Source organism: uncultured Massilia sp., from assembly GCF_913773735.1.
Classification (GTDB): Bacteria; Pseudomonadota; Gammaproteobacteria; order Burkholderiales; family Burkholderiaceae_D; genus Telluria.
Genome location: NZ_CAJYEB010000015.1, coordinates 1 through 23,049, shown reverse-complemented (window position 1 = coordinate 23,049; position 23,049 = coordinate 1). Strand labels below are relative to the sequence as shown.

Annotated in this window: 20 protein-coding genes and 1 pseudogene; 6 read left to right on the top strand and 15 right to left on the bottom strand. The window is 68.1% G+C overall.

The genetic code is table 11. The features are described 5' to 3' along the window. Window positions 1-162: 162 nt before the first annotated feature. Window positions 163-933 carry an exodeoxyribonuclease III gene (locus tag QZ749_RS06310; RefSeq protein WP_296944625.1) on the top strand — a complete coding sequence of 257 codons (771 nt, stop codon included), beginning with the start codon at window positions 163-165 and terminating at the stop codon, window positions 931-933. Here the strand turns inward: QZ749_RS06310 and QZ749_RS06305 are convergent. Then, the gene (locus QZ749_RS06305; RefSeq protein ID WP_296944623.1) at window positions 921-3,041 is read right to left on the bottom strand and encodes an ATP-binding protein; all 2,121 of its coding nucleotides are present in this window, start codon (window positions 3,039-3,041) and stop codon (window positions 921-923) included. The genes QZ749_RS06310 and QZ749_RS06305 overlap by 13 nt on opposite strands. 255 nt (window positions 3,042-3,296) lie before the next feature. Here QZ749_RS06305 and QZ749_RS06300 point away from each other — a divergent pair, with 255 nt between their 5' ends. Then, window positions 3,297-6,269 (top strand): Ig-like domain-containing protein, encoded by a 2,973-nt coding sequence (locus QZ749_RS06300; RefSeq protein WP_296944619.1) that lies wholly within the window; start codon window positions 3,297-3,299, stop codon window positions 6,267-6,269. A gap of 6 nt (window positions 6,270-6,275) precedes the next feature. Here QZ749_RS06300 and QZ749_RS06295 read toward each other — a convergent pair whose 3' ends face one another. The 8 genes from QZ749_RS06295 to gshB all read right to left on the bottom strand — a co-directional run bounded on the left by QZ749_RS06295 (window position 6,276) and on the right by gshB (window position 13,527). Beyond that, the gene (locus QZ749_RS06295) at window positions 6,276-7,232 is read right to left on the bottom strand and encodes a pseudouridine synthase (RefSeq protein WP_296944616.1); all 957 of its coding nucleotides are present in this window, start codon (window positions 7,230-7,232) and stop codon (window positions 6,276-6,278) included. A gap of 7 nt (window positions 7,233-7,239) precedes the next feature. Next, window positions 7,240-8,163 (bottom strand): M48 family metallopeptidase, encoded by a 924-nt coding sequence (locus tag QZ749_RS06290; RefSeq protein ID WP_296944614.1) that lies wholly within the window; start codon window positions 8,161-8,163, stop codon window positions 7,240-7,242. A 71-nt stretch (window positions 8,164-8,234) separates the two neighbouring features. Then, window positions 8,235-8,852, bottom strand: a complete 618-nt coding sequence (gene metW, locus QZ749_RS06285) for a methionine biosynthesis protein MetW (RefSeq protein WP_296944612.1) — start codon at window positions 8,850-8,852, stop codon at window positions 8,235-8,237. Further along, window positions 8,849-9,961: a homoserine O-acetyltransferase gene (locus tag QZ749_RS06280; RefSeq protein WP_373896790.1), complete on the bottom strand. Its 1,113-nt coding sequence runs from the start codon at window positions 9,959-9,961 to the stop codon at window positions 8,849-8,851. The genes metW and QZ749_RS06280 overlap by 4 nt, the downstream gene beginning before the upstream one ends. Window positions 9,962-10,058: 97 nt before the next feature. Further along, the gene (gene ptsP / locus QZ749_RS06275; protein ID WP_296944606.1) at window positions 10,059-11,816 is read right to left on the bottom strand and encodes a phosphoenolpyruvate--protein phosphotransferase; all 1,758 of its coding nucleotides are present in this window, start codon (window positions 11,814-11,816) and stop codon (window positions 10,059-10,061) included. Window positions 11,817-11,857: 41 nt separating this feature from the next. Beyond that, entirely contained in the window at window positions 11,858-12,127 is a 270-nt protein-coding gene (locus QZ749_RS06270; RefSeq protein ID WP_296944603.1) for an HPr family phosphocarrier protein, read from the bottom strand. 46 nt (window positions 12,128-12,173) lie between these two features. Then, window positions 12,174-12,578 carry a PTS sugar transporter subunit IIA gene (locus QZ749_RS06265; RefSeq protein ID WP_296944602.1) on the bottom strand — a complete coding sequence of 135 codons (405 nt, stop codon included), beginning with the start codon at window positions 12,576-12,578 and terminating at the stop codon, window positions 12,174-12,176. Between the two features lies 1 nt (window position 12,579). Next, the gene (gene gshB, locus QZ749_RS06260; protein WP_296944599.1) at window positions 12,580-13,527 is read right to left on the bottom strand and encodes a glutathione synthase; all 948 of its coding nucleotides are present in this window, start codon (window positions 13,525-13,527) and stop codon (window positions 12,580-12,582) included. A 179-nt stretch (window positions 13,528-13,706) separates the two neighbouring features. On the opposite strand from gshB, the gene QZ749_RS06255 reads away from it, so the two are divergent. Then, window positions 13,707-14,429, top strand: a complete 723-nt coding sequence (locus tag QZ749_RS06255; RefSeq protein ID WP_296944596.1) for a class I SAM-dependent methyltransferase — start codon at window positions 13,707-13,709, stop codon at window positions 14,427-14,429. Between the two features lie 131 nt (window positions 14,430-14,560). On the opposite strand, the gene gshA is transcribed toward QZ749_RS06255, so the two are convergent. The 4 genes from gshA to QZ749_RS06235 all read right to left on the bottom strand — a co-directional run bounded on the left by gshA (window position 14,561) and on the right by QZ749_RS06235 (window position 18,676). Next, window positions 14,561-15,862 (bottom strand): glutamate--cysteine ligase, encoded by a 1,302-nt coding sequence (gene gshA, locus QZ749_RS06250; protein ID WP_296944594.1) that lies wholly within the window; start codon window positions 15,860-15,862, stop codon window positions 14,561-14,563. 162 nt (window positions 15,863-16,024) lie between these two features. After that, the gene (locus QZ749_RS06245) at window positions 16,025-17,578 is read right to left on the bottom strand and encodes an ammonium transporter (protein WP_296944591.1); all 1,554 of its coding nucleotides are present in this window, start codon (window positions 17,576-17,578) and stop codon (window positions 16,025-16,027) included. A 9-nt stretch (window positions 17,579-17,587) separates the two neighbouring features. After that, window positions 17,588-17,926: a P-II family nitrogen regulator gene (locus QZ749_RS06240; protein WP_047827009.1), complete on the bottom strand. Its 339-nt coding sequence runs from the start codon at window positions 17,924-17,926 to the stop codon at window positions 17,588-17,590. Between the two features lie 12 nt (window positions 17,927-17,938). Next, the gene (locus QZ749_RS06235; RefSeq protein WP_296944585.1) at window positions 17,939-18,676 is read right to left on the bottom strand and encodes a TorF family putative porin; all 738 of its coding nucleotides are present in this window, start codon (window positions 18,674-18,676) and stop codon (window positions 17,939-17,941) included. A 324-nt stretch (window positions 18,677-19,000) separates the two neighbouring features. Between QZ749_RS06235 and QZ749_RS06230 the strand changes: the two genes are divergently transcribed. Next, complete coding sequence (locus QZ749_RS06230; protein WP_296944583.1) at window positions 19,001-19,246, top strand: accessory factor UbiK family protein; 246 nt, start codon at window positions 19,001-19,003, stop codon at window positions 19,244-19,246. 48 nt (window positions 19,247-19,294) lie between these two features. Here QZ749_RS06230 and QZ749_RS06225 read toward each other — a convergent pair whose 3' ends face one another. Further along, window positions 19,295-19,585: a hypothetical protein gene (locus tag QZ749_RS06225; protein ID WP_296944581.1), complete on the bottom strand. Its 291-nt coding sequence runs from the start codon at window positions 19,583-19,585 to the stop codon at window positions 19,295-19,297. A gap of 216 nt (window positions 19,586-19,801) precedes the next feature. On the opposite strand from QZ749_RS06225, the gene QZ749_RS06220 reads away from it, so the two are divergent. Continuing rightward, on the top strand, window positions 19,802-21,190 hold the full coding sequence (locus QZ749_RS06220; RefSeq protein ID WP_296944579.1) for a DUF2142 domain-containing protein: 1,389 nt from the start codon (window positions 19,802-19,804) through the stop codon (window positions 21,188-21,190). Window positions 21,191-21,263: 73 nt separating this feature from the next. Continuing rightward, a pseudogene (locus QZ749_RS06215) lies at window positions 21,264-22,133 on the top strand (YifB family Mg chelatase-like AAA ATPase); the annotation flags it as partial. 140 nt (window positions 22,134-22,273) lie between these two features. Here QZ749_RS06215 and QZ749_RS06210 read toward each other — a convergent pair. After that, window positions 22,274-22,546, bottom strand: a complete 273-nt coding sequence (locus tag QZ749_RS06210) for a DDE-type integrase/transposase/recombinase (protein ID WP_296944576.1) — start codon at window positions 22,544-22,546, stop codon at window positions 22,274-22,276. Window positions 22,547-23,049: the final 503 nt, after the last annotated feature.

The window sequence follows — 23,049 nt, the reverse complement described above, 5'->3', positions numbered from 1 at the left end:
AGGCGCCGCCGGCGCGGGGCACCACTGCCTAGTTTAACATGTGGAACCCGGCCGTTTCACATTCCCTGCCGCGTTGGCGAGCCCCTGGTTTTGCCTGCCAGCGTGTTGATGATCGTCAAAACCAGTTACACTTGTCCGCTTCCCTGCCCTATTTTCGTATCCATGCCAAGAATTATTTCCGCCAACCTGAACGGCATCCGCTCCGCCCACAAGAAAGGCTTCTTCAACTGGCTGGCCAGCCAGGACGCCGACTTCATCTGCGTCCAGGAACTGAAATGCCAGCTGGCCGACATGACCGAGGAATTCCTCGCGCCGCACGGCTACCACGGCCACTTCCACTACGCCGAAAAGAAGGGGTATTCCGGCACCGGCGTCTACAGCCGCATCAAGCCGGACGCCTCCAGGATCGGCTTCGGCTGCACGGAGTTCGACAACGAGGGCCGCTACACCCGCGTGGACGTGGGCGACCTGACCGTGATCTCGCTGTATGCGCCGTCCGGCTCGTCGTCGCCGGAACGCCAGGAAGCCAAGTTCCGCTTCATGGAAGTGTTCCTGCCGCACCTGCAGCAGTTGATCGCCGAGGGCCGCGAGGTCGTCATCTGCGGCGACTGGAACATCGCGCACAAGGAAATCGACCTGAAGAACTGGAAGGGCAACCTGAAGAATTCCGGCTTCCTGCCGGAAGAGCGCGCCTGGATGACGCGCCTCTTCGACGAGCTGGGCCTGGTGGACGTCCACCGCGGCATCGACCAGCGCCCCGAGCAGTACACCTGGTGGAGCAACCGCGGCCAGGCCTACGCGAAGAACGTGGGCTGGCGCATCGACTACCACGTCGCCACCCCGGGCATCGCGGCCAGGGCCCACGCCGTCTCGATCTACAAGGACGAGCGCTTCTCGGACCACGCGCCGCTGATCATCGACTACCGCACCTGATTCTCCGGCGCCGCCGCCGCCGCGGCCAGCACGGCGCGGATGTCCCCGGCGGCGGCGGGCTTGAGCAGGTGGTGGTCGAAGCCGGCCGCGCGCGAGCGGGCGCGGTCTTCCTGCGCGCCCCAGCCGGTCAGCGCCGCCAGCCGGATGCGCTCCAGGCCGGGGATGGCGCGCATCCGGCGCGCGGCCTCGTAGCCGTCCATGCGCGGCATGCCGATGTCCAGGAACGCCAGCTCGGGCCGGAACGCCACGGCCGCCTCCAGCGCCTCGACGCCGTCGCCGGCGCTGCGCACCTCGTGCCCCTCCAGTTCCAGCAGCGCCGCCAGGATCCGCACCGCGTCGGCATTGTCGTCGGCCACCAGCACGCGCAGGGCGCGCCCGGGCGATGGCACGGCGGCCGGCGCCGGCCGCCGCGACCTTGCCCCGCCGGTGTTCGCCGCGGGCAGGCGGATCGAGAACGTGCTGCCATGGCCCGGCCCGGGGCTGTCGGCGCGCACCGTGCCGCCATGCAGCTCGACCAGCTTGCGCACCAGCGACAGGCCGATGCCCAGGCCGCCGTTGGCGCGGTCGATGTGCTTGGCCACCTGGGTAAACATCTCGAACACCGCGCCCAGCGACTCGGGCGCGATGCCGATGCCGTCGTCGGCGACCGCGATGGCCACGGCGCCGTCGTCCATGCCCGCCTTCAGGACGATCCGCCCCCCCGGCGGCGTGTACTTGGCGGCGTTCGTCAGCAGGTTGCCGATCACCTGGGCCATGCGCACCGGATCGGCGTCGATGTCCAGCGGCGCGTCGGGCAGGACGACGTCGAGCCGGTGGCGCGCCGCCTCGACCAGCGGCATGCTGGACTCGACCGCGGCGGCGGCGACGTCGCGCAGGTCCACGGTTTCCCGCTGCAGCACGATCTTGCCGCTGGCGACCCGCGCGATGTCGAGCAGGTCGTTGACCAGGTGGGTCATGTGGCGCAGCTGCCGGTCCATGACGTCGCGCACGGAAGCCTGCAGGGCGGGCTTGCCGTCGCTGACGCGCAGGATGTCGAGGCCGTTGCGGATCGGCGCCAGCGGATTGCGCAGCTCGTGCGCCAGCGTGGCCAGGAATTCCGACTTGTGGCGGTCGGCCATGCGCAGCGCCTCCATCGCGCGCACGCGCTCGATGTGCGCCCAGCAGCGTTCCACCACGTCCTCGATCAGCGCGATCTCGTCGGTCGTCCAGGCGCGCGGGCGCTGCTGGTGCACGGCCATCATCGCCACCAGCCTGCCGCCCTTGACGAGCGGGCAGCAGATGATCGCCTTGATGTCGATCCGGCTGAACATCTCGTAGCCGTCGCCTTCGGCCAGTTCGCGGTCGACGTCGTCGATCACGAGCAGGCGGCCGACGCGCAGGTTCGACGTGGCGCGCGACCCGAACAGGTCCAGCGAATACACGCCCACGGTGCTGATGGCGCCCGCCACGCGCCAGTCGTTGCGGATCGTGAAGCGGTCGTTGTCCGGTTCGACGTCGGCATAGGCGACGCGGGTCGCCCCCAGGTATTCGCCCAGCTGGCGGGTCGAGGCTTCCATGATCACTTCGGGATCGGACGCCACGCGCGTCGCCTCGCCGATGGCGTCGAGCACGCGCAGGCGCGCCGCCTGGGGCGCCGCCGGCGTGCAGATGCACAGCACGCCGGCGACCGCGCCGGAGGCGTCGTGGATCGGACTGGCGGACAGCGTGGCATGCGTCCGCCTGGCGCCGTCGCCCGACGCGGGGAACACGATGTCGGCCGGCGCGGCGGCCGCGCCGCGCAGCGCCTGTTCCAGCAGCGTACCGGCCGCCGCCAGCAATGCCGGCCAGGCCAGCGCGCACGGCTGGCCGAGCAGGTCGGCCGGCTCGGGCGCCCCCGGCAGGAAACGGCAGGCATCGTTGAACAGCAGGCGCAGCTCGCTCCCCCACAGCACGCACATCGGCTGGCCCGCATGCAGCACGATGCCGGCCGCCGTGCGCAGCGCCTGCGGCCAGTCGGCCGCGGCGCCCAGGCCGTGCGCGCCGTGCGCCAGCAGCGCCGCGCCCATGGCGCCACCGCCGGCGAGGATCGGATCGGCGATGCGGGCGGACGATGGCGGATGAGGTGGCATGATGGCAGGCGGTTCGACGGGTCAAGACGGGGCGGCGGCGCGAGCGCCGGGAACGGGCCGCGGCGCGCGCGCCTGGGGCGAACGATACCACGGCATGGCCGGCGCCGCCGGGACGCCCGGGCGTCCGGACCGTCGTCAATACGCCCATCGCCCGCATTTTGATGCCACCAGGCATGTTTTATTGCTATCATCCATGCGCTGCCATTTCTTGTGGGATTCGCACATCCACGCCCCATGTCTCCACACACGACCGCCATGACCCAGACCGCCGCTGCCATCTCCCTGCCGACCTCCACGCGTGCGCCCGTGCTGCTGAACTCGACGCTGCGCGGCAGCGCCGACGGCATGCACATCGTGCTCGACTTCGATACCGCGATGGCGACCGGCAGCGGCACCATCTACGTGACCGACGGCGCCGTGCAGACCGTGATCGACCGCGCCACCGGCCTGCCGGCGCTGCGCATCGTCGGCGCCACGGATACGCACGCGATCGCCGCCGGCGACGTGGGCATCGAGGGCAGCCAGGTCAGCCTGGACGTCGCCGGCCTGCTGCCGGGCCATGCCTACAGCATCGTGATGGCGGCCGGCGTGCTGGTGTCGAGCCAGCACCTGCCCTTCGGCGGCCTGCGCTCCACCGCGGACCTGCAGTTCGCGACGCCCGAGGCGCCGGGCGGCGACGACGGGCCGGTGCTGCTGTCGGCCGACGCCGACGGCAGCCTGCTCGCGCCGGGTACCGGCATCGTGGTCACGCTGGCCTTTTCCAGGGCGCTGGCGAGCCTGCCGCTCGAGGCCCTGTCGGCGCCCGACGCGGTGGCGGGCACCCCGGTGTCGCTGGACGGCGGCCTGACCTGGACGGTGATTCTGGCGGCCACGCCGAACGCGGTCGAATCGAGCGGCAACGTGCTGCGCATCGACATGGGCAAGGTGCGGGACACGTCGGGCCATGCCGGCAGCGGCAGCGGCGACCTGGCCGGCTACGCGGTCGATACGAAAGGCCCGGGCGCGGTCATCGAACTGGATGGCGACGCGCTGTACCGGGGGCACGACATCGGCGTGACGATCCGCCTGGGCGAACGGATCGCGGGCGGCCTGGCCGAAGCCTTGTCCGCGCCGAACGCGCGCCTGGAAAACCTGGCCAGCGGCGACGGCGGGCTGACCTGGACCGCGCGCCTCGTCGCCGTCGACGACACGGTGGCCGCCGCCAATGCCCTGAGCCTCGACCTGGGCAAGCTGCACGACCTGCACGGCAATGCCGGCAGCGGCAGCGTCGCCTCGGCCAACTACGCGGTGCGGGGCGACGTGGGCGCGCAGATCCACGACTTCTACGGTCCCTACCACGACGACTTCGTCACCAGCGCGAACTGGCAGGGGCTGTCCGGCACCCTGGCGGCACCGCTGGCCGAGGGGCAGCGGCTGGAACTGCGCATCGACGGCGAACTCGTCGACGCGGGCGACGTCGGCCTCGAGGGCCGCTACTGGAATCATGCGCCGCAAGACCGGGTGTTCGAGGACGGCACGCACGGCTTCTCGGTGCGCGTGGTCGGGGCGGATGGCCAGGCCGTTTCGGAACTGTCCTGGCGGTTCGTGGTCGACACGCGCGCGCCGGTGCTGCAGACGCCCGCCGCCGACCTGCTGCAGGTCGACGCCGGGGGCGACCTCGTGCTGGCCTTCGACGAAGCCATGTACCCGGTCTTCGGCGAAGGCGCGCCGCAGATCGCGCTGTCCGACACCGAGGGCAATACCACCTACGTCACGCTGGACGACGGCCAGTTCTCGAGCGACCGCAGGACGCTGACGCTGCACGCCGCCGAACACCAGCTGCAGGCGGGCCGCGACTACACGCTCTCGCTGCCCTGGGGCTTGACGGACCTGGCCGGCAATTCGGTCCAGGACGACCTGCTGCGCCTGCGCACCGCGGGCCCGGACACGCTGGCGCCGCGCGCGACCGAGGCCGGCGCGCCGACGCCCGCCGGCGCCTACGGCCCCGGCGCCACGATCGCCATCGAGGTCGCGTTCAGCGAGGCCGTCACGACGGTGGCCGGGGACGTGCCGGCGCTGCACCTGAACAATGGCGGCGTCGCCCGCTACAGCGGCATCGGCGCCGACGGCCGCTCGATGCTGTTCAACTACACCGTGGCCGCCGGCGACCAGGATACCGGACGCCTGGCGCTGGCCAACGGCACCGACCTGGTCGGCCACGTGCAGGACCTGGCCGGCAACCTGCTGGACGCCGCGCACGTCGATTACGCCTACCTGGACGGCCTGGGCAACAGCGGCTACGGCATCGAGATCGACACCTCGACGCCGGCGGCGCTGGCGGCCCCGCAGCTGGACGCCGACAGCGACAGCGGCGCCGCGGGCGACGCCGTCACCAACCACGCCACCCCGTGGCTCGGCGGCGGCGGCGCCGAGGCCTACGCCACCGTCCTGCTGTACGAGGGCGACGTCGAGGTCGCCGCGACCCGGGCCGACTGGTACGGCAACTGGCGCGTCGACAGCCCGGCGCTGGACGACGGCACGCACGTGCTGACGGCGCGCCAGCGCGATGCGGCCGGCAACCTGGGACCGGCATCGGCGCCGCTGGCGCTGACGGTCGACACGCACGCCGCGGCGCCCACCGTGGCGCTGGCGGCGTCCAGCGACACCGGCGTGTCGAACGCCGACGGCGTCACCAGGGTGACCACGCCCACCTTCGGCGGCCAGGCCGAGGCGGGTGCACGGGTGGAGATCTTCGACGGCGAGACGCTGCTCGGCGCCGCCGTCGCCGGCAACGGCGGCGCCTGGGCATTCACGGTGGGCGCGGACCGCGCGCTGGCCGACGGCAGCCACGCCATCCGCGCCGTCCAGACCGACGTCGCCGGCAACCGCAGCGCGCCGTCCGCGGCGCTGGCGCTGGTCGTCGACACGATCGCGCCGACGGTGACGGACAAGATCGCCTACCGCCTGCCGCACAGCGGCTACGCGCTGCAGTTCAGCGAAAAGATCGTGGTCGGCGGTGGCGCGCTCGGCGTGGTCGACCTGCTGGGCAACCCGTTGCTGGACCTGCGCGGCAGCTACGCGATCGTGGACGACGCGGCCGGCGTGCCGAGCATCCTCGACCTGGACCTGGGATTGCTGGGTGGCCTGCTGCGCCTGCAGCTGGGCGAAGGCCTCGTGCAGGACGTGGCCGGCAACGTGGCCATCGTCGGCAGCGCCGACCTGAACCTCACGATCCCGATCCCGCTCTGAACACCGTCACTCGGCCGGACCGGCCGCGACCGGCCAGTCCAGCGTGCGCGCGCTGGCGAAGCTGCGCGTCTCTCCGGTGAGCGGATCCTCGAAGGCGATCGCGCGCGCCAGCAACTGCAGCGGCGCCGAGAAGTCGTCGCCCTTGCACGGCAGCGCGACCGGATAGAAGGCGTCGTTCAGGATCGGCGCGCCCAGCGAGGCCAGGTGCAGGCGCAACTGGTGCTTGCGTCCCGTGTGCGGGTGCAGGCGGTAGCGCGCCAGCTTGCCGCGGCGCTCGAGCAGTTCGACGAACGTCTCGGAATTCGGCGCGCCCTCCTCTTCCTTCATGACGAAGAACTTGTCGCCGTCCACCATGCGGCTGCGGTAGGTGAAGGGGAATTCGCGGCCTTCCAGCGCCGGCGCCAGCGCCTCGTAGACCTTGCGGATGCTGCGTTTCTGGAACATCGACTGGTAGGTCCCGCGCGTCTCCGGGTTGTGCGAGAAGATCACCACGCCGGCCGTCTCGCGGTCGAGGCGGTGGATCGGGGTCAGGTGCGGCAGGTCCAGCTTGCGCTTGAGGCGCACCAGCAGCGTCTCGTGCAGGAACCTGCCGGTCGGGATCATCGGCAGGAAGTGCGGCTTGTCGACCACCAGCAGGTGCGCGTCGCGGAACAATACCCGTTCCTCGAACGGGATCGGCGTCTCGGCATCCAGTTCGCGGTAGTACCAGATGCGCATGCCCTGGCGCACGTGGCTGGCGGCGTGCAGCCGGTCTCCCCTGGCGTCGACGACGTCGCCACGCGCCAGGCGCTCCGCCCAGGACGGCCCGCCGACCGCGCCGAAGCGCTCCTCGAGGAAGGCCAGCATGCCGCCGGCGCGGTCCTCGGTGATCCACAGGTAGCTGGGCGCCACGCCGTCGCGCAGCGGCAGCGGGACGACGGCATTGGCGGCGGCCTGGTGGCCCTTGCGGACGAAACGCGCCATCCGTTCCCTACCTCGACGCGACGTTGCCGCGGTAGGCCGGCAGGCGGTCGACCGAGGTGCCCTTGGTGCGCGCGTACAGCGGCAGCAGTACGTTCATGTGGTCCTGGATCTGTTCGATGCGGTTGGCCCCGCCCGGGTGCGTGGACAGCAGCTCGGGCGGCGCGCCGCGGCCGTCCAGCGCCGCCATCTTGTTCCACAGCGCGATGCCGGCGCGCGGGTCGTAGCCGGAGCGCGCGGCGATGTCCAGGCCGACCAGGTCGGCCTCGCGTTCCTCGTCGCGCGAGAACTTCAGCACGTAGAGCTGGCCGGCCGTATTCGCCAGGCCGCGGACGTCGTAGCCGGACCAGGCCGAGAACAGCGCGCCGCCGAGCTGCGTGACGAGGCCGGTGGTGGTGGCCTTGCTCTGGCGCTCGCGGCCATGCTCGCGCAGCGCGTGCGCGATCTCGTGGCCCATGACGGCGGCGATCTCGTCGTCGGTCAGGTTCAGCTTGTCGATGATGCCGGTATAGAAGGCGATGCGTCCGCCCGGCATGCAGAACGCGTTCACCTCGTTGGACTTGAGCAGATTGACCTGCCACTTCCAGCCCTGCGCGCTGGCGTTCCAGCGCGCCGTGTTCGGGATGATGCGCTGGGCGATGGCGCGCAGGCGCTTGACCTGCGGGTCGGATTCCGGCACCAGCACGCCCTTTTCGCGCGCCTGCGACAGCAGGGCCAGGTACTGCTGGGCCGACTGTTCGTTGATGGCCTTTTCCGGCGCCGTGAAGTCGCGCCAGCGCGCCTTGATCGAATCGCGCTCGATGGGCTTGAGGACGATGCCGTCCTGCACCACCTGGTCCTGGCCCACGCGCTTGTCCTGCGCGGGCACGCCCTGGACGGCGCCGCACAGCGCCAGCGCGACAGCGGTGCGCCGCACGATGGATGAGGTGTTCATGATCGTTTTCCCTGCAGAGTTCTTGATGACGCCATGCTCGCAGAAAGCACGTACGTACAGCACACGATAGATCAGCCGACGACCAGGTCCTTCTTGCGCAGCCTGAACACCGCCAGGCTGCCGCGCAGGTTGGGCAGGAAGGAAACCAGCCTGCCCTCGGCCAGCGCCACGTACTCCAGGACTTCGAGGCCGCATTTCTCGGCCAGGTCCTTGAAGTCGTGGATCGTGGCATAGCGCACGTTGGGCGTGTCGAACCACTGGTACGGCAGCGTGCGCGAGACCGGCATGCGGCCCTTGAGCAGCGCGGCGCGGTGCGGCCAGTAGGCGAAGTTGGGGAAGGACACGATGGCTTCCTTTCCCACGCGGACGATGTCGCGCAGGCGCGCCTCGACGTGCTGCATCATCTGCAGCGAGGACAGGCACAGCACCATGTCGAAGGCGTCGTCGGCGAACAGGTCCAGGCCCTGCTCCATGTCGTGCTGGATCACGTCGATGCCGCGCTGGGTGCTTTCCAGGACCTTGTCGTCGGCGATCTCGACGCCGTAGCCGGTGCAGCCCTTGCCGGTTTCCAGGTAGCGCAGCATGGCGCCGTCGCCGCAGCCCACGTCCAGCACGTGCGAGCCCTGCTCGACCCAGTCGGCGATGAACGCCAGGTCGGGGCGCAGCGTGTTCAAATCTTCGAATTTCATGGCGCCTCCTTGCATTCTTCCCAGATCCGTTCGTAGTAGGCGCGCACGATGTTCATGTAGCGCGCGTCTTCCAGCAGGAAGGCGTCGTGGCCGTGCGGCGCGTCGATCTCGGCGTAGGTGACCTTGCGGCGGTTGACCAGCAGCGCCTCCACGATCTCGCGGCTGCGCTCCGGCGCGAAACGCCAGTCGGTGGTGAACGAGGCGATCAGGTAGTTGGCGCGGGTGTTTTCCAGCGCCTTGGCCAGGCTGCCGCCGTGCTCGCGCGCCGGGTCGAAGTAGTCCAGCGCCTTGGTGATCAGGAGGTAGGTATTGGCGTCGAAGTATTCCGAGAATTTGTCGCCCTGGTAGCGCAGGTAGGATTCGATCTCGAAGTCGATGCCGAAGTCGAACTTGTAGTCGTTGGTCTCGGCCGCATTGCGGAGTTTACGGCCGAACTTCTCCGCCATGTCGTCGTTCGACAGGTAGGTGATGTGGCCGACCATGCGCGCCACCTTCAGGCCGTTCTTCGGCACCACGCCGTGCTCGTAGAAGTCGCCGCCGCGGTAGTCCGGGTCGGTCAGGATGGCCTGGCGCGCGACGTCGTTGAAGGCGATGTTCTGGGCCGACAGCTTGGGCGTGGAGGCGATCACGATGCAGTGGCGCAGGCGCTCCGGGAACATGATGCTCCAGGCCAGCGCCTGCATGCCGCCCAGCGAGCCGCCCATCACGGCGGCAAACCGGTCGATGCCGAGGCGGTCGGCCAGGCGCGCCTGCGCGGCGACCCAGTCTTCCACCGTCACCACGGGGAAGGCGGCGCCGTAGGGCTTGCCGGTGGCGGGATTGACGTGCATCGGCCCGGTCGAGCCGAAGCAGGACCCCAGGTTGTTGATGCCGATGACGAAGAAACGGTCGGTGTCGAGCGGCTTGCCCGGCCCGACCATGTTGTCCCACCAGCCGGCGCTCTTCGGCTCGGCGTAGTGGCCGGCCACGTGGTGCGAGGCGTTCAGCGCGTGGCAGACCAGCACGGCGTTCGAGCGGTCGGCGTTCAGCGTGCCGTAGGTTTCGTACATCAGCGTGTAGTCGCCGATGGCGGCGCCGCTCTGCAGGCGCAGCGGCTCGGCGAAATGCATCGCCTGGGGGGAGACTATTCCAAGGGATCCCATGAGACTCGTTGTTATGGTGGCGCCGCGCAGGCCATGGCCCGCGCGGCGCGTACGGCAAAATGATTTACAGGGTTTGCAGCTGCTCGACGGCGTCGGCGATCGCCGCCGGCTCCATCGCGCGCAGGATGCGCCTGGTGCGCGGCACCAGCGTTTCCAGGTCGCTGGCCAGGATTTCCTGCTTGACCGCCAGCAGCTGGGCCGGATGCATCGAGAATTCGCGCAGGCCCATGCCCAGCAGCAGGCGCGTGAGCTTGACGTCGCCCGCCATCTCGCCGCACACGGCGACGTCGATGCCCGCCTTGCGGCCGGCGTCGATGGTCATCGCGATCAGTTGCAGCACGGCCGGGTGCAGCGGATTGTACAGGTGCGCCACCTCGTAGTCGACGCGGTCGATGGCCAGCGTGTACTGGATCAGGTCGTTGGTGCCGATCGACAGGAAATCCAGGCGCTTGACGAACATCGGCAGCGCCAGCGCCGCGGCCGGGATCTCGATCATGGCGCCGACCTCGATCGCCTCGTCGAACTTGACGTGCTGTTCGCGCAGCTGCTGCTTGGCCTGCGCGATCATGGTCAAGGTCTGGTCGATCTCGAACGCGTGCGCCAGCATCGGGATCAGGATGCGCACCTTGCCGAAGCTTGATGCGCGCAGGATCGCGCGCAGCTGGGCCAGGAACATCTGCGGCTCGGCCAGGCAGTAGCGGATCGCGCGCAGGCCCAGCGCCGGGTTCAGCGCCGTGTGCTCGGCCTGGTCGAGCGGCTTGTCGGCGCCGACGTCGAGCGTGCGGATGGTGACGGGCCGGCCCTTCATCGCCAGCACGGCCTTGCGGTACTGCTCGAACTGCTCGTCCTCGTCCGGCACGCGCAGGCCCTGGGCGCCGCGGCCCATGAACAGGAATTCGGAACGGAACAGGCCCACGCCGGCGGCGCCCGCCTCCAGCGCCGGACCGCAGTCGTCCGGCAGCTCGATGTTGGCCAGCAGCGCGATCGCGGTGCCGTCCTTCGTCACGGCCGGCGTCTTCTTCAGCTTGAGCAGGCGCTTGCGCGCCTTCATCAGCGCGGTCTGCTTGGCGCGGTACTGCTCCAGCACCAGCGCGCTCGGGTTGGCGATGACGACGCCGGCGTCGCCGTCCACGATCACCCAGTCGTCCTGCTCGATCAGGCGCGAGGCCTGGCTCATGCCGACGGCGGCCGGGATGTCCAGGCTGCGCGCGACGATCGCCGTGTGCGAGTTCTGGCCGCCGACGTCGGTGACGAAGCCGACGAAGGAGCGGTCGCGGAAGGCCAGCATGTCGGCCGGCGAGATGTCGTGGGCGACCACGATCATCTGCGGCTGGAAGTGGTCCTCGCCCGGCGGCGCCGGCGGCGGCGCATGCAGCTCGGTGCCCATCAGCACCTTCAGCACGCGCTCGGCGACCTGCTGGATGTCCTGCTTGCGCTCGCGCAGGTAGGGATCCTCGATCTCGTCGAACTGCGCCGACAGCTCGTCGATCTGGGTGACCAGCGCCCATTCGGCGTTGTAGTGGCGCGAGCGGATGATGTCCAGCGGCGCCTCGGAGATCATCGGGTCGGACAGGATCAGCACGTGGACGTCGATGAAGGCGCCCAGCTCGGTCGGGGCATCCTTCGGCAATTCGGTCCACAGTTCCTGCAGTTCGCGGTGCACCTCGGCGAACGCGTGCTGCAGGCGCGCCACCTCGGCCTCGACCTGCTCTTCCGGCACCAGGTAGTGCTTGACGTCGAGCGCGGCCGGCGTGAGCAGGTGCGCGCGTCCGATCGAGATCCCGCGCGAGACGGGAATGCCGTGCAATGTGAACGCTGCCATCGGGGCTCCAGGGTGGAAACGGCCGGCCCTAAACTCGGGCATTATTCGCCTTCGCCGAACTTGTCGTTGATCAGGGCGGCAAGGGCCTCGATGCACTGCTGTTCGTCGGGACCGTCGGCTTCCAGCGTGACCCTGGCGCCCTTGCCGGCGGCCAGCATCATGACGCCCATGATCGACTTGGCGTTGATGCGGCGCCCGTTGCGGGCGAGCCAGACGTCGCTCTGGAATTTCGCGGCCAGCTGGGTGAATTTGGCGGAGGCGCGGGCGTGCAGGCCCAGCTTGTTGATAATCTCGAGTTCTTGCTGAATCATAGGTTGCGAATGGTCTGCCCGCTCGTTGTTGTGGTTCGATGGGTGGCTAGGAGCCGACCCGGATCCTGTTGTCGACCCGTACCGCGCCGTTCTGCGCCCCCGCCAGCGCCATCTCGACGACGACGTCGAGGGTGTCCTGGCGGTAGGTGATGGCCCGCAGCAGCATCGGCAGGCTGATGCCGGCGATGACTTCCACGTGGCCCGGACTGGCCAGGCAGTTGCAGCAGTTGGACGGCGTGCCGCCCTTGACGTCGGTGATGACGAGCACGCCGTCGCCGTCGTCCAGGCGCTGGATCGCGCCCTTGGCGAGCGCGTTGATCTCGTTCGTGTCCTGGTCCGCCGTGACGTCGATCGCCTCGAAGCGTTCGGTCGGGCCGCGGAACACGTGCGCGACCGCCGCGATGAATGCCTGGCCCAGCGGTGCGTGGGTCATCAGCAGGATGCCTACCATGTCATTGTCCCGTTACCTGGCGCTCGACGGCATCGATGAACATCGCCGCCACGTCGAACCCAGTCTGGTCGGCGATCTCCTGGAAGCAGGTGGGGCTGGTGACATTCACCTCGGTCAGGAAATCGCCGATCACATCCAATCCTACCAGCAACAGGCCGCGTGCGGCCAGTACCGGCCCGACGCTTTCCGCGATCTCGCGCTCGCGCGCCGAGATCGGCTGGGCCACGCCGAGGCCGCCGGCGGCCAGGTTGCCGCGCACTTCGCCGCCCTGCGGGATGCGCGCCAGCACGAACGGCACCGGCTTGCCGTCGATGACCAGCACGCGCTTGTCGCCCTTGACGATGGCCGGGATGTACTTCTGGGCCATGATCGTGCGCGCGCCGTTGTCGGTCAGGGTCTCGATGATCGAGCCCAGGTTCAGGCCGTCGTCCTTGACGCGGAAGATGCCGGCGCCGCCCATGCCGTCGAGCGGCTTGAAGATCACGTCGTCGTGCTCGGCATGGAAGGCGCGCAGCTGCGTGGGCGAGGACGACACCAGCGTCGGCGAGGTGAAGTCGCTGAACTGGGCGATCGCCAGCTTCTCGTTGTGGTCGCGGATCGCCTGCGGCTTGTTGATCACGCGCGCGCCCTGGCGCTCGGCCTGTTCCAGCAGGTACGTCCCGTACACGTACTCCATGTCGAACGGCGGATCCTTGCGCTGGATGACGGCATCGAACTCGGACAGGCGCACCGTGGCGGTCTCGCCTTCGACGTACCAGTCGTCCGGGTCGCCGGTCAGCGTGATCTCGGTCGCCTCGGCGGTCACGACGCCCCGGTCGAGCACCAGGTGGCGCTGTTCGAACGCATAGATGCGGTGGCCGCGGCGGGCGGCCTCGCGCATCATCGCGAAGGTCGAGTCCTTGTAGATCTTGAAGCCGGACAGCGGATCGGCGAGAAAAGCGATTTTCATGATGGTTCCAGTCGGGGCAATACCTGGATTTTAGCCGGAAACGCGGATGGCCGCGAAAAGCCGGCCAGCGCCGGCCGGCAGATGCCCCTTGGCAAAAAGTCATCTATTCGGACCGCATTTGCGTCCCCTCAAGCGGCCACGCGGCGCGCTTGGGAAGATGCGAGCGAGGAGGAGCCGCCATGAACGAGCAGGCCGAGCAGGATCGCATCAAGCAGGTCTACCGCCAGTGGCATGGCGGCGCCGCCCTCGCCCGCTACGCCTGGCACCGGCCCGAGATCGTGCACCAGGCGGCGGCGCGCACGCGCACGCTGGCCGAGCTGCTGGCGGCCACCGTCGGGCGCGACCTGTCGTCCGTGCGCGCGCTCGACGTCGGCTGCGGCAACGGCGGCTTCCTGCGCCAGCTGATCGACTGGGGCGCCACGCCCGCCCACCTGGCCGGCACCGAGCTGCAGCCCGACCGCCTCGACCACGCGCGCACCCGCACCGCGCACGGCGTGCGCTGGCACCTGGGCGGCCTGGACGCCTTCGACGACGACAGCATGGACCTGGTCAGCGCCAACACCGTGTTTTCCTCGATCCTCGACGACGACCTGCGGCGCGCGCTGGCCGCCGGGATGTGGCGCGTGCTGCGTCCCGGCGGCTGGACGATGATCTTCGATTTCCGCTACGGCAACCCGCGCAACCCGCAGGTGCGCAAGGTCAGCGACGTCGAGCTGCTGCGCTTCTGGCCGGCCGAGCGGCGCCAGTACCGCAGCCTCGTGCTCGCGCCGCCGCTGGGCCGGGCGCTGGCGGGCCTCCCCTGGCTGCTGCCGGAAGCGCTGGCGGCGCTGGTGCCGCTGCTGCGTTCGCACTTCATCTACATGGCGCGCAAGCCGGAACCGGAAAGCCGGTTCGGGGTGTAGGGTGGACGGGTCCCCCGTCCACGCGGCGATACGCGCCATCCAGGCCGTCGAAACCGCACACGAAGCCGATACACGAAGCCGATGCCAGGCGAAGCAACAGATCCCCGCGCAACATCGGCCCGCGCGCCGGATCAATAAATTTCCGGATCCGGATCCGTGCGCTCCAGCTCCAGTGACGCCGCCAGCAGCGCCAGCCTGGCCACCACGCCGTACACATAGAAGCGGTTCGGCGCCGCCGTGCCCGGCTTGGCCTTCAGGTCCGGCACCGCGTGCTGCTGGGCGAATGCCAGCGGCACGTACTGCGAGCCCGGCGCGTTCAGGTTCTGGTCGACGCCGCGCTCGGCGTGCACGCGGTAGAAGCCGCCCACCACGTAGCGGTCGATCATGTACACGACCGGCTCCGCCACCGCGTCGTTGATCGACTCGAAGGTCGGCACGCCTTCCTGGATCATCATGTCGGTGATGGTCACGCCATCCTTGATGACCGACATCCGGTCGCGCTGCTTGCGGCTCAGGTCCTTGACCTCGCTGGCATCCTTGACGGTCATGATGCCCATGCCGTAGGTGCCGGCGTCGGGCTTGACGATGACGAAGGGCTTCTGGTCCTTCATCCCGTATTCCTTGTACTTCTTCTTGATCTTCGACAACAGCGCGGACACGCTGTCGGCCAGGCTTTCCAGGCCCGTATCCTCGGCGAAGTTCACTTCGGCGCACTTGGTGTGCAGGGGGTTGACCAGCCAGGGGTCGATGTCGATCAGCTTGCCGAACTTCTTGGCCACTTCGTCGAAGGCCTTGAAGTGGTTGCTCTTGCGGCGCAGCGCCCAGCCGGCGTGCAGCGGCGGCAGCAGCGACTGCTCGTGGATGTTTTCCAGGATCGACGGGATGCCGGCGGACAGGTCGTTGTTCAGCAGGATCGTGCACGGGTCGAAGTCGGCCAGGCCGACGCGGCGGCCATTGGGCGAGCGCACCAGCGGCTCCACCACCAGCATGTTTCCATCAGGCAACGCCAACGGCGTCGGTTCCGTCACCTCGGGCGACAGCGAGCCCAGTCGCACGTGCAGGCCGGTCTGGCGGAAGATCTGCATCAGGCGCTGGACGTTCTGCAGGTAGTGCGGGTTGCGCGTATGGCTTTCCGGGATCAGCAGGAGGTTGCGCGCGTCCGGGCAGTACTTGTCGATCGCCGCCATCGCCGCCTGCACGGTCAGCGGCAGCATCTCGGTGGACAGGTTGTTGAAGCCGCCCGGGAACAGGTTGGTGTCGACCGGCGCCAGCTTGTAGCCGGCGTTGCGCAGGTCCACCGAACAGTAGAACGGCGGCGTATGTTCCTGCCACTCGAGGCGGAACCAGCGCTCGATGGCGGGCGTGGCTTCGAGGATCTTCTTTTCCAGGTCCAGCAGGGGACCGGACAGGGCTGTGGCGAGATGTGGAACCATACTGGGACGTCCTTCAGGCATCAGAGCGCGGGCGCTCTCTTATTTTTGGCGGTGTGGGTGGCTCACGTGGGGGCGGCAGAGCGCATTTTAAAGGCCATGGCCCGGCAGGCAATAAAAAAAGCGCCCCGCAGGGCGCTTCGAACGTCGGAACGACGCAGGAGATTAGGAGTGGTAGGCCGATTCGCCGTGGCTGGTGACGTCCAGGCCTTCGCGTTCCTGGTCTTCGGCCACGCGCAGGCCGATGACCACGTCGACGATCTTGTAGGCGATGAAGGAGACCACGGCCGACCAGACGATGGTGGTGCCCACGGCCTCGGCCTGGATCAGCACCTGGCCGGCGATCGAGTACGGATCGGCCGACATGGCGTTGGTGGTGTAGTCGAAGATGCCCTGGCCGCCCAGTTGCGGCGCGGCGAACACGCCGGTCAGCAGCGCACCCAGGATGCCGCCCACGCCGTGCACGCCGAACACGTCCAGCGAGTCGTCGGCGCCGATCATGCGCTTCAGGCCGTTCACGCCCCACAGGCAGACGATGCCGGCCACCAGGCCGATGATCAGTGCGCCCATCGGGCCGACGAAGCCGCAGGCCGGGGTGATGGCGACCAGGCCGGCCACTGCGCCCGAGGCGCCGCCCAGCATCGACGGCTTGCCCTTGGTGATCCACTCGCCGAAGACCCACGACACGGTGGCGGCGGCGGTGGCCAGCAGGGTGTTCAGGAAGGCCAGTGCGGCGATGTCGCCCGCTTCCAGCGCCGAGCCGGCGTTGAAGCCGAACCAGCCCACCCACAGCAGCGAGGCGCCGATCATGGTCATGGTCAGCGAGTGCGGAGCCATCGACTCGCGGCCGTAGCCGACGCGCTTGCCGATCAGGATGGCGCCCACCAGGCCGGCGACGGCGGCGTTGATGTGCACGACGGTGCCGCCGGCGGTGTCCAGCGCGCCCTTCTGCCACAGCCAGCCGCCCTTGGCGGTTTCGGTGGCCAGCGAAGCGGCGGTGATGGCGTCAGGGCCGGTCCAGAACCAGACCATGTGGGCGACCGGCAGGTAGCCGAAGGTGAACCACAGGACCATGAACAGCAGCACGGCCGAGAAGCGGGCGCGCTCGGCGAAGGCGCCGACGATCAGGCCGCAGGTAATGGCGGCGAAGGTGCCCTGGAAGGCCACGAAGATGAATTCGGGGATGACCACACCCTTGCTGAAGGTGGCGGCGGTGGCGAACGTCGCCTTGGCCGGATCCCAGATGCCCTTCAGGAAGGCGCGGTCGAAGCCGCCGATGAAGGCATTGTTCTCGGTGAAGGCCAGCGAATAGCCGTACAGGCACCACAGCACGATGATGACCGCGAAGATCATGAACACCTGCATCAGCACCGACAGCATGTTCTTGGCGCGCACCAGGCCGCCGTAGAACAGGGCCAGGCCCGGGATGGTCATCATGATCACCAGCAGGGTGGCGACGAACATCCAGGCGGTATCGCCCTTCTGTGCGGTGGGGGCGGCGGCCGGGGCGGCCGGGGCTGCTGCTGCGGCGGCGGGCGCTGCGGCGGCGGGCGCTGCGGCGGCCGGCGCCGCAGCCGGCGCGGCGGCGGCGGCCGTGGCGGCGGCCGGCGCCGCCTTGGATGCTTCCTGCGCCATGGCCGGGGTCGCGATACTGGAGGCCACGGTCAGGGCCACGGCGCACGATACGCCTGCGATCAGTTTATTGATGGTATGGATCATGGTTTCCCCTTACAGCGCATCGTTGCCGGTTTCGCCGGTACGGATACGGATTACCTGCTCCAGGCTGGAGACGAAAATTTTGCCGTCACCGATCTTGCCGGTGCGTGCCGCGCTTTGGATGGTGTCGATCACCTGGTCGACGATGGCGTCGTCGACCGCTGCCTCGATCTTGGTTTTCGGCAGGAAGTCGACCACGTACTCCGCACCGCGGTACAACTCGGTGTGGCCCTTCTGGCGGCCGAAACCCTTCACTTCGGTCACCGTGATGCCCTGCACGTTGATCTCCGATAAGGCCTCGCGGACCTCATCGAGTTTGAAGGGTTTGATGATGGCGGTGATCATTTTCATGCGATTGCCTCTTCAGAAAGTTTTTGACACGGTAAGCAAGGCCGCCGACTTGCCGAGGTTTTTGCCGTCGGGACTCAGCGACACGATGTCGGCTTTGATCCAGGCCAGGGCGACGGAGGCGACGCCGAAGTCCTTGGTCACGCCGATCTTGTAGTCGGAATACGAGAGCGCGCTGTTGTTGCGGATGCGCTGGTGGCCGGCGTGCAGGTTCAGCACGAAGCCTTCGCCGACGTCGACGTTCGCGCCCACGTCGAGGTAGCCGCTCTGCTTGCTGTCCGGCGTGCCGAACAGGTTCGTGGTGGAGTGCGAGTACTTGACGTAGGCCGGGCCGAAGCCGAGCTGGCCGTACAGTTCGAAGGTGTTCGCATTCGGGCTCAGGCCGTTGTCCGGATACCAGTAGTACAGGCCGCCGACGTCGTAGGTGATGCTGTCGGTGATGTTGCCGCGCTTGCCGCCGTAGACGTCCCATTCGAGGTTGCCGTCGCCGCCCAGGTCCTTGGTCCACTTGATCGAGCTCAGCCAGGTGCCGACGTAGAAGCCGGTCGGGTTATGGGTGTAGTCGGCGCCGCCCGAGATGGCCGGGTCGAGGCGCGACTGCGACAGGCCGCGGTAGCGGTAATCGCTGGTCACGGCGACGTTGTAGCTGACCGCATGCTCGGGTTGCTGTTCCTGCGCGCCGGCCTGGCCGGTCGTCCACACGGTTGCCGCCAGTAGTGCCACGTGGGTCCATTTGCTGCTGAATCGCTTCATACGAGACTCCCTGTTATGTTTTGAACGTGTGCTGATGATGCGGTTTACAATCCGTGTTCGCGATCCTGTCGTCGGAAGCTCGTCAAATCGCCGCATCGTGCGCGGCGGTTTGTTGGGATTCTTATGTTTGCAGGTTGTTTAGCAGGATGCGTGCCAGCTCGTGGAACATCGAATAACCCTTGTTTTTCAGGCATTCGACCTCCACTTTTTGGTTTCAAAAAAACAAACGACGTCCCGATACGTGCGCGGCCGCGGTGCGCGCACCATTTCAGGCGCCAACGCACCATATTGGTGCATCCCACGTCGCATTTAGGAATCCGTCAAATGAATAGCTTCTTCAACGACTTGCAAGGCAAGCTCAACCAGGCAATCGAGAACTCCCCGGCCAAGGACATCGAACGCAACGTCAAGGCCATGATGACCCAGGGCTTCTCGAAGCTGGACCTGGTGACGCGCGAGGAATTCGACATCCAGGCGCAGGTGCTGGCCAAGACGCGCGCCAAGCTGGACGCGCTGGAAGCGCGCGTGGCGGAACTGGAAGCGAAGCTGGCGGCCGACACCAAGGCCTGAAACCCTGGAGCAACGGCCGGCGGCCGGCGGCCGGCGCCGCGGGAGGCGTCAGGCCGGTCGCCGCACCAGGCGCCAGGCGCCGAACAGCGCGGCGCCACCGAGGCTGACGCCCGCCACCGTTGCGGCGATCCAGGCCGCCGGATCCGGCAAGCCGGCCGTGTCGAAGGCGAACAGCAGGCCGCACGCCAGCACCACCTGCGCCACCCACACGGCGCGCAGGGGCCGGAAGGCCCCGAGGTCGCCGCGCCGCCACAGGCGCAGAGCGACGTACCACGCCGGTCCGCACAGGATGCAGAACAGGACGGCGATGGCGATACAGGCGGCGATCAATCGGTGCATGGACGAGGGGCGGACCATGTCCGCCATGACGGGATGCGCCACCTTACCAGAGAGGCGCCCGGGAGCGCGAGGCCGACCGTCTGGCGATGCCCTCCGGTAACGCCCGGTTGCTTGATATTATTTCTATTTATTGCCGTTTTGTCATAGAATCTTGGCAAATCGGCGCAGTTCTGGCGAACGCGACCGTCTTCAACCCGACTTTGCGAGCCGCAGCCAATGACGACTTCTCCAGCGCGCCGGATGGCCGTCCCCTTCCTGCCATCGTGGCTATGCCTGGGCCTGTTGACCGTCCTCTCGCTGATCTTCATCACCCCGCCGTTCCAGGCGCCCGACGAGGCCCAGCACTTTTTCCGCGCCTACCAGATCAGCGAAGGCAAGATGCTCGGCGACGTCGCGCACGGCACCTCGGGCGGCAGCCTGCCCTCGTCCCTGTCGCGCCTCGTCGAGCACTTCCTCGGCACGACGGCGATCCACGCCGACGTGCGGCCGGTGGGGCCGCGGCCGCTGGGCGCGACGTTCGCGCAGCTGCGCATGCCGCTCGAACCGGAGCGGCGCGAATACACCGTCTTTTCCGGCGCCGCCTACTATGCGCCGCTGGCCTACCTGCCGCAGGCCGGCGCGATCGGCGTCGGCCGGCTGCTGGGCGCCGGGCCGCTCGCGCTGCTGTACATGGCGCGCCTGGCCAACGGCCTGGCCGCGCTGGCCCTGATCGCCTGGGGACTGCGCCTGCTGCCCGTCGGGCGCGAACTGGCCGCCTTCGCGGCCCTGCTGCCGATGGCGGTGTTCCTGTACGCGTCGGTGTCGACCGACGCCATCGTGATTTCCTCGGCCTTCCTGTTTACCGCGCTGGTGCTGAACCGCATCGTCGCCGACCGCTGGTCGGCGGCCGACAGCGCACTGGCGCTGGCCTGCGCGCTGGCGTTCTGCCTGCTCAAGCCGACCTACGTCCCGCTGCTGCTGCTCGGCTTCGCCCAGGTCCTGTTCACCCAAGCGCGCACCAGGGCCGTCCTGCGGCACGCCGCGATCCTGTGCGCGACGCTGCTGGCGACGGTGCTCTGGATGCGCTATTCGGCGGCGGCCGTCGTCACCGTCAAGGCGGGTACCGGCATGGCCGCGCAGCTCGCCTACGTCATCCAACATCCCGTGCACTACCTCGTCGCCGTGCTGCATTCGCTGTACTGGCGCGCGTTCTACTACCGCGAGTTCGTGGGCGTGCTGGGATGGCTGACCGTCCCGCTGCCCCTGCCGGCCTACCTGCTGCCCATCCCCGCCGTGCTGCTGGCGCTGGGCAGCGAGGCGCACGCCCTGTCGAAGCGGGTCGTCCTGCTGCTGGCGCACGGCGCCGTCGTGCTGGGCGGCTGCGTGCTGCTGGTGATGACCGCGCTGTACCTGTACTGGACGCCGATCGGCTTTCCCACCGTCGAAGGCGTGCAGGGACGCTACTTCCTGCCCCTGCTGGCGCTGGGCGCGAGCCTGCTGGCGTGGACGCTGGGACGCAAGGCGCTCTGGAGCAAGGACGTCGCCGGCGCCGGCATCCTGGTCCTCGTCTTCCTCGAGGCCGTACTGACGATCGGGACCGTTGCCGCGCGCTATTCGGTGTTCTGACTGTCCGCCCGCAAGCCGGGGCCGCGGACGCTCCTTAAGATGTGGCAGGTCATCGTCACCGCCCAAGGAAGCCATGAGCCTCGCCGTCCTCCACAGCCGCGCCCTGTCCGGCATGGATGCGCCCGCCGTCAGCGTCGAAGTCCACCTGGCCAACGGCCTGCCAGCGATGAACATCGTCGGCCTGCCCGACGCCGAGGTGCGCGAATCGAAGGACCGGGTGCGCGCCGCGCTGCAGAATTCCGGCTTCGAGGTGCCCAACCGGCGCATCACCATCAACCTGGCGCCGGCCGAACTGCCCAAGGAATCGGGCCGCTTCGACCTGCCCATCGCGCTGGGCATCCTGGCCGCGTCCGAACAGGTGCCGTACGCGGAAATGGACGCCTACGAATTCGCCGGCGAGCTGTCGCTGTCGGGCCAGTTGCGCCCCGTGCGCGGCGCGCTGGCCATGAGCTTCGCGATGCTGCGCCGGCAGGATGGCGACGTGCCGCCGCGCCGCTTCATCCTGCCGGCCGCGAACGCCGACGAGGCCGCGCTGGTGCAGGACGCCGCTATCTACCCGGCCGCCACGCTGCTGGAGGTGTGCGCGCACTTCGCCGCCAAGTCCGACGACGGCCGCCTGGCACGCTACCGCCCCGCCCTGCTGGAACAGGCGCCCGTCTATCCCGACTTTGCCGACGTCAAGGGCCAGAAGCAGGTCAAGCGCGCGCTCGAAGTGGCGGCGGCCGGCCTGCACTCGATCCTGCTGGCCGGTCCGCCGGGCGCGGGAAAAAGCATGCTGGCGGCGCGCTTTCCCGGCCTGCTGCCGCCCATGAGCGAGGACGAGGCGCTGGAGACGGCGGCGCTGCAGTCGCTGGCGGGCGGCTTCGCCATCGAGCGCTGGCGCCGGCGGCCATTCCGCAGTCCGCACCACACCAGTTCCGGCGTCGCGCTGGTCGGTGGCGGCTGTCAATTCCATCTATTAAGGCGACTACACACCTAAAAGAGCGACTAAACTAGATTGCTCGCCAGCATTATCGATTTACTGCTGCGCTCGGATACTTCTGCGACTGCATCAGCAACGTGGAGGTAAGCGTATGTGCGCATTCAGGAATCGCTCCAGTCGTGACTGCTGAATTGCCTATCCTGGTCGGAGTGCACAATCACCGTAGTCTTGGGCTGTCGACGCCAGACGACCATCAAAAGCGCATTCACGGCCAGCTCGCGATCAATGCGCAAACTAATAGACCAGTTGACCACCTGGCGCGAGAACAGGTCGAGTACGACGGCCAGATAGAGCCAGGCTTCATGCATGCGGATGTAAATAATATCCGTTACCCAAATTCGATTGGGTTCGTGCACGTCGACTTGGCGCTGCATATGATTCGGCGCCACCAGCGAAGGCGCACCGCCGCGTTTTTACTTTCGCTTGGCGTATCCAGTTGCGATTGGATCCCGGCCGAACGCATCAGACGGTAAAGGCGATTGATACCGCAATGTTCACCCAGCTAGCGCAAACCATCGCTGACCTTGCGGTGACCATAGACGCTGCCACCTTCCAACCTTGACTCCTTGATCGAAACCAGCAAGCGCTTGTCTTCCTTAGCATGCTTACTTTCAGGGTGCAAACGCCAAGCACAGAAACTACTGGGATGCACACCAAGCACTTTGCACAACCGCCGCACCGGAAATTGGTCCTGTAATTCAACAATGGAGATGTACCTTGTTCAAATTTCTTGGCAAAGTACACCGCGGCTTCCTAAGAAACTCACCTCTACGCCGGTGCCTCCTGTGGTTGGAGTGCATAGCCAAATTGTGCGGCACGCCGATGCAGCTGCTTGATGACCCGGTCACGGTATTGCTGTTCGTAATGGTCGGCGCCC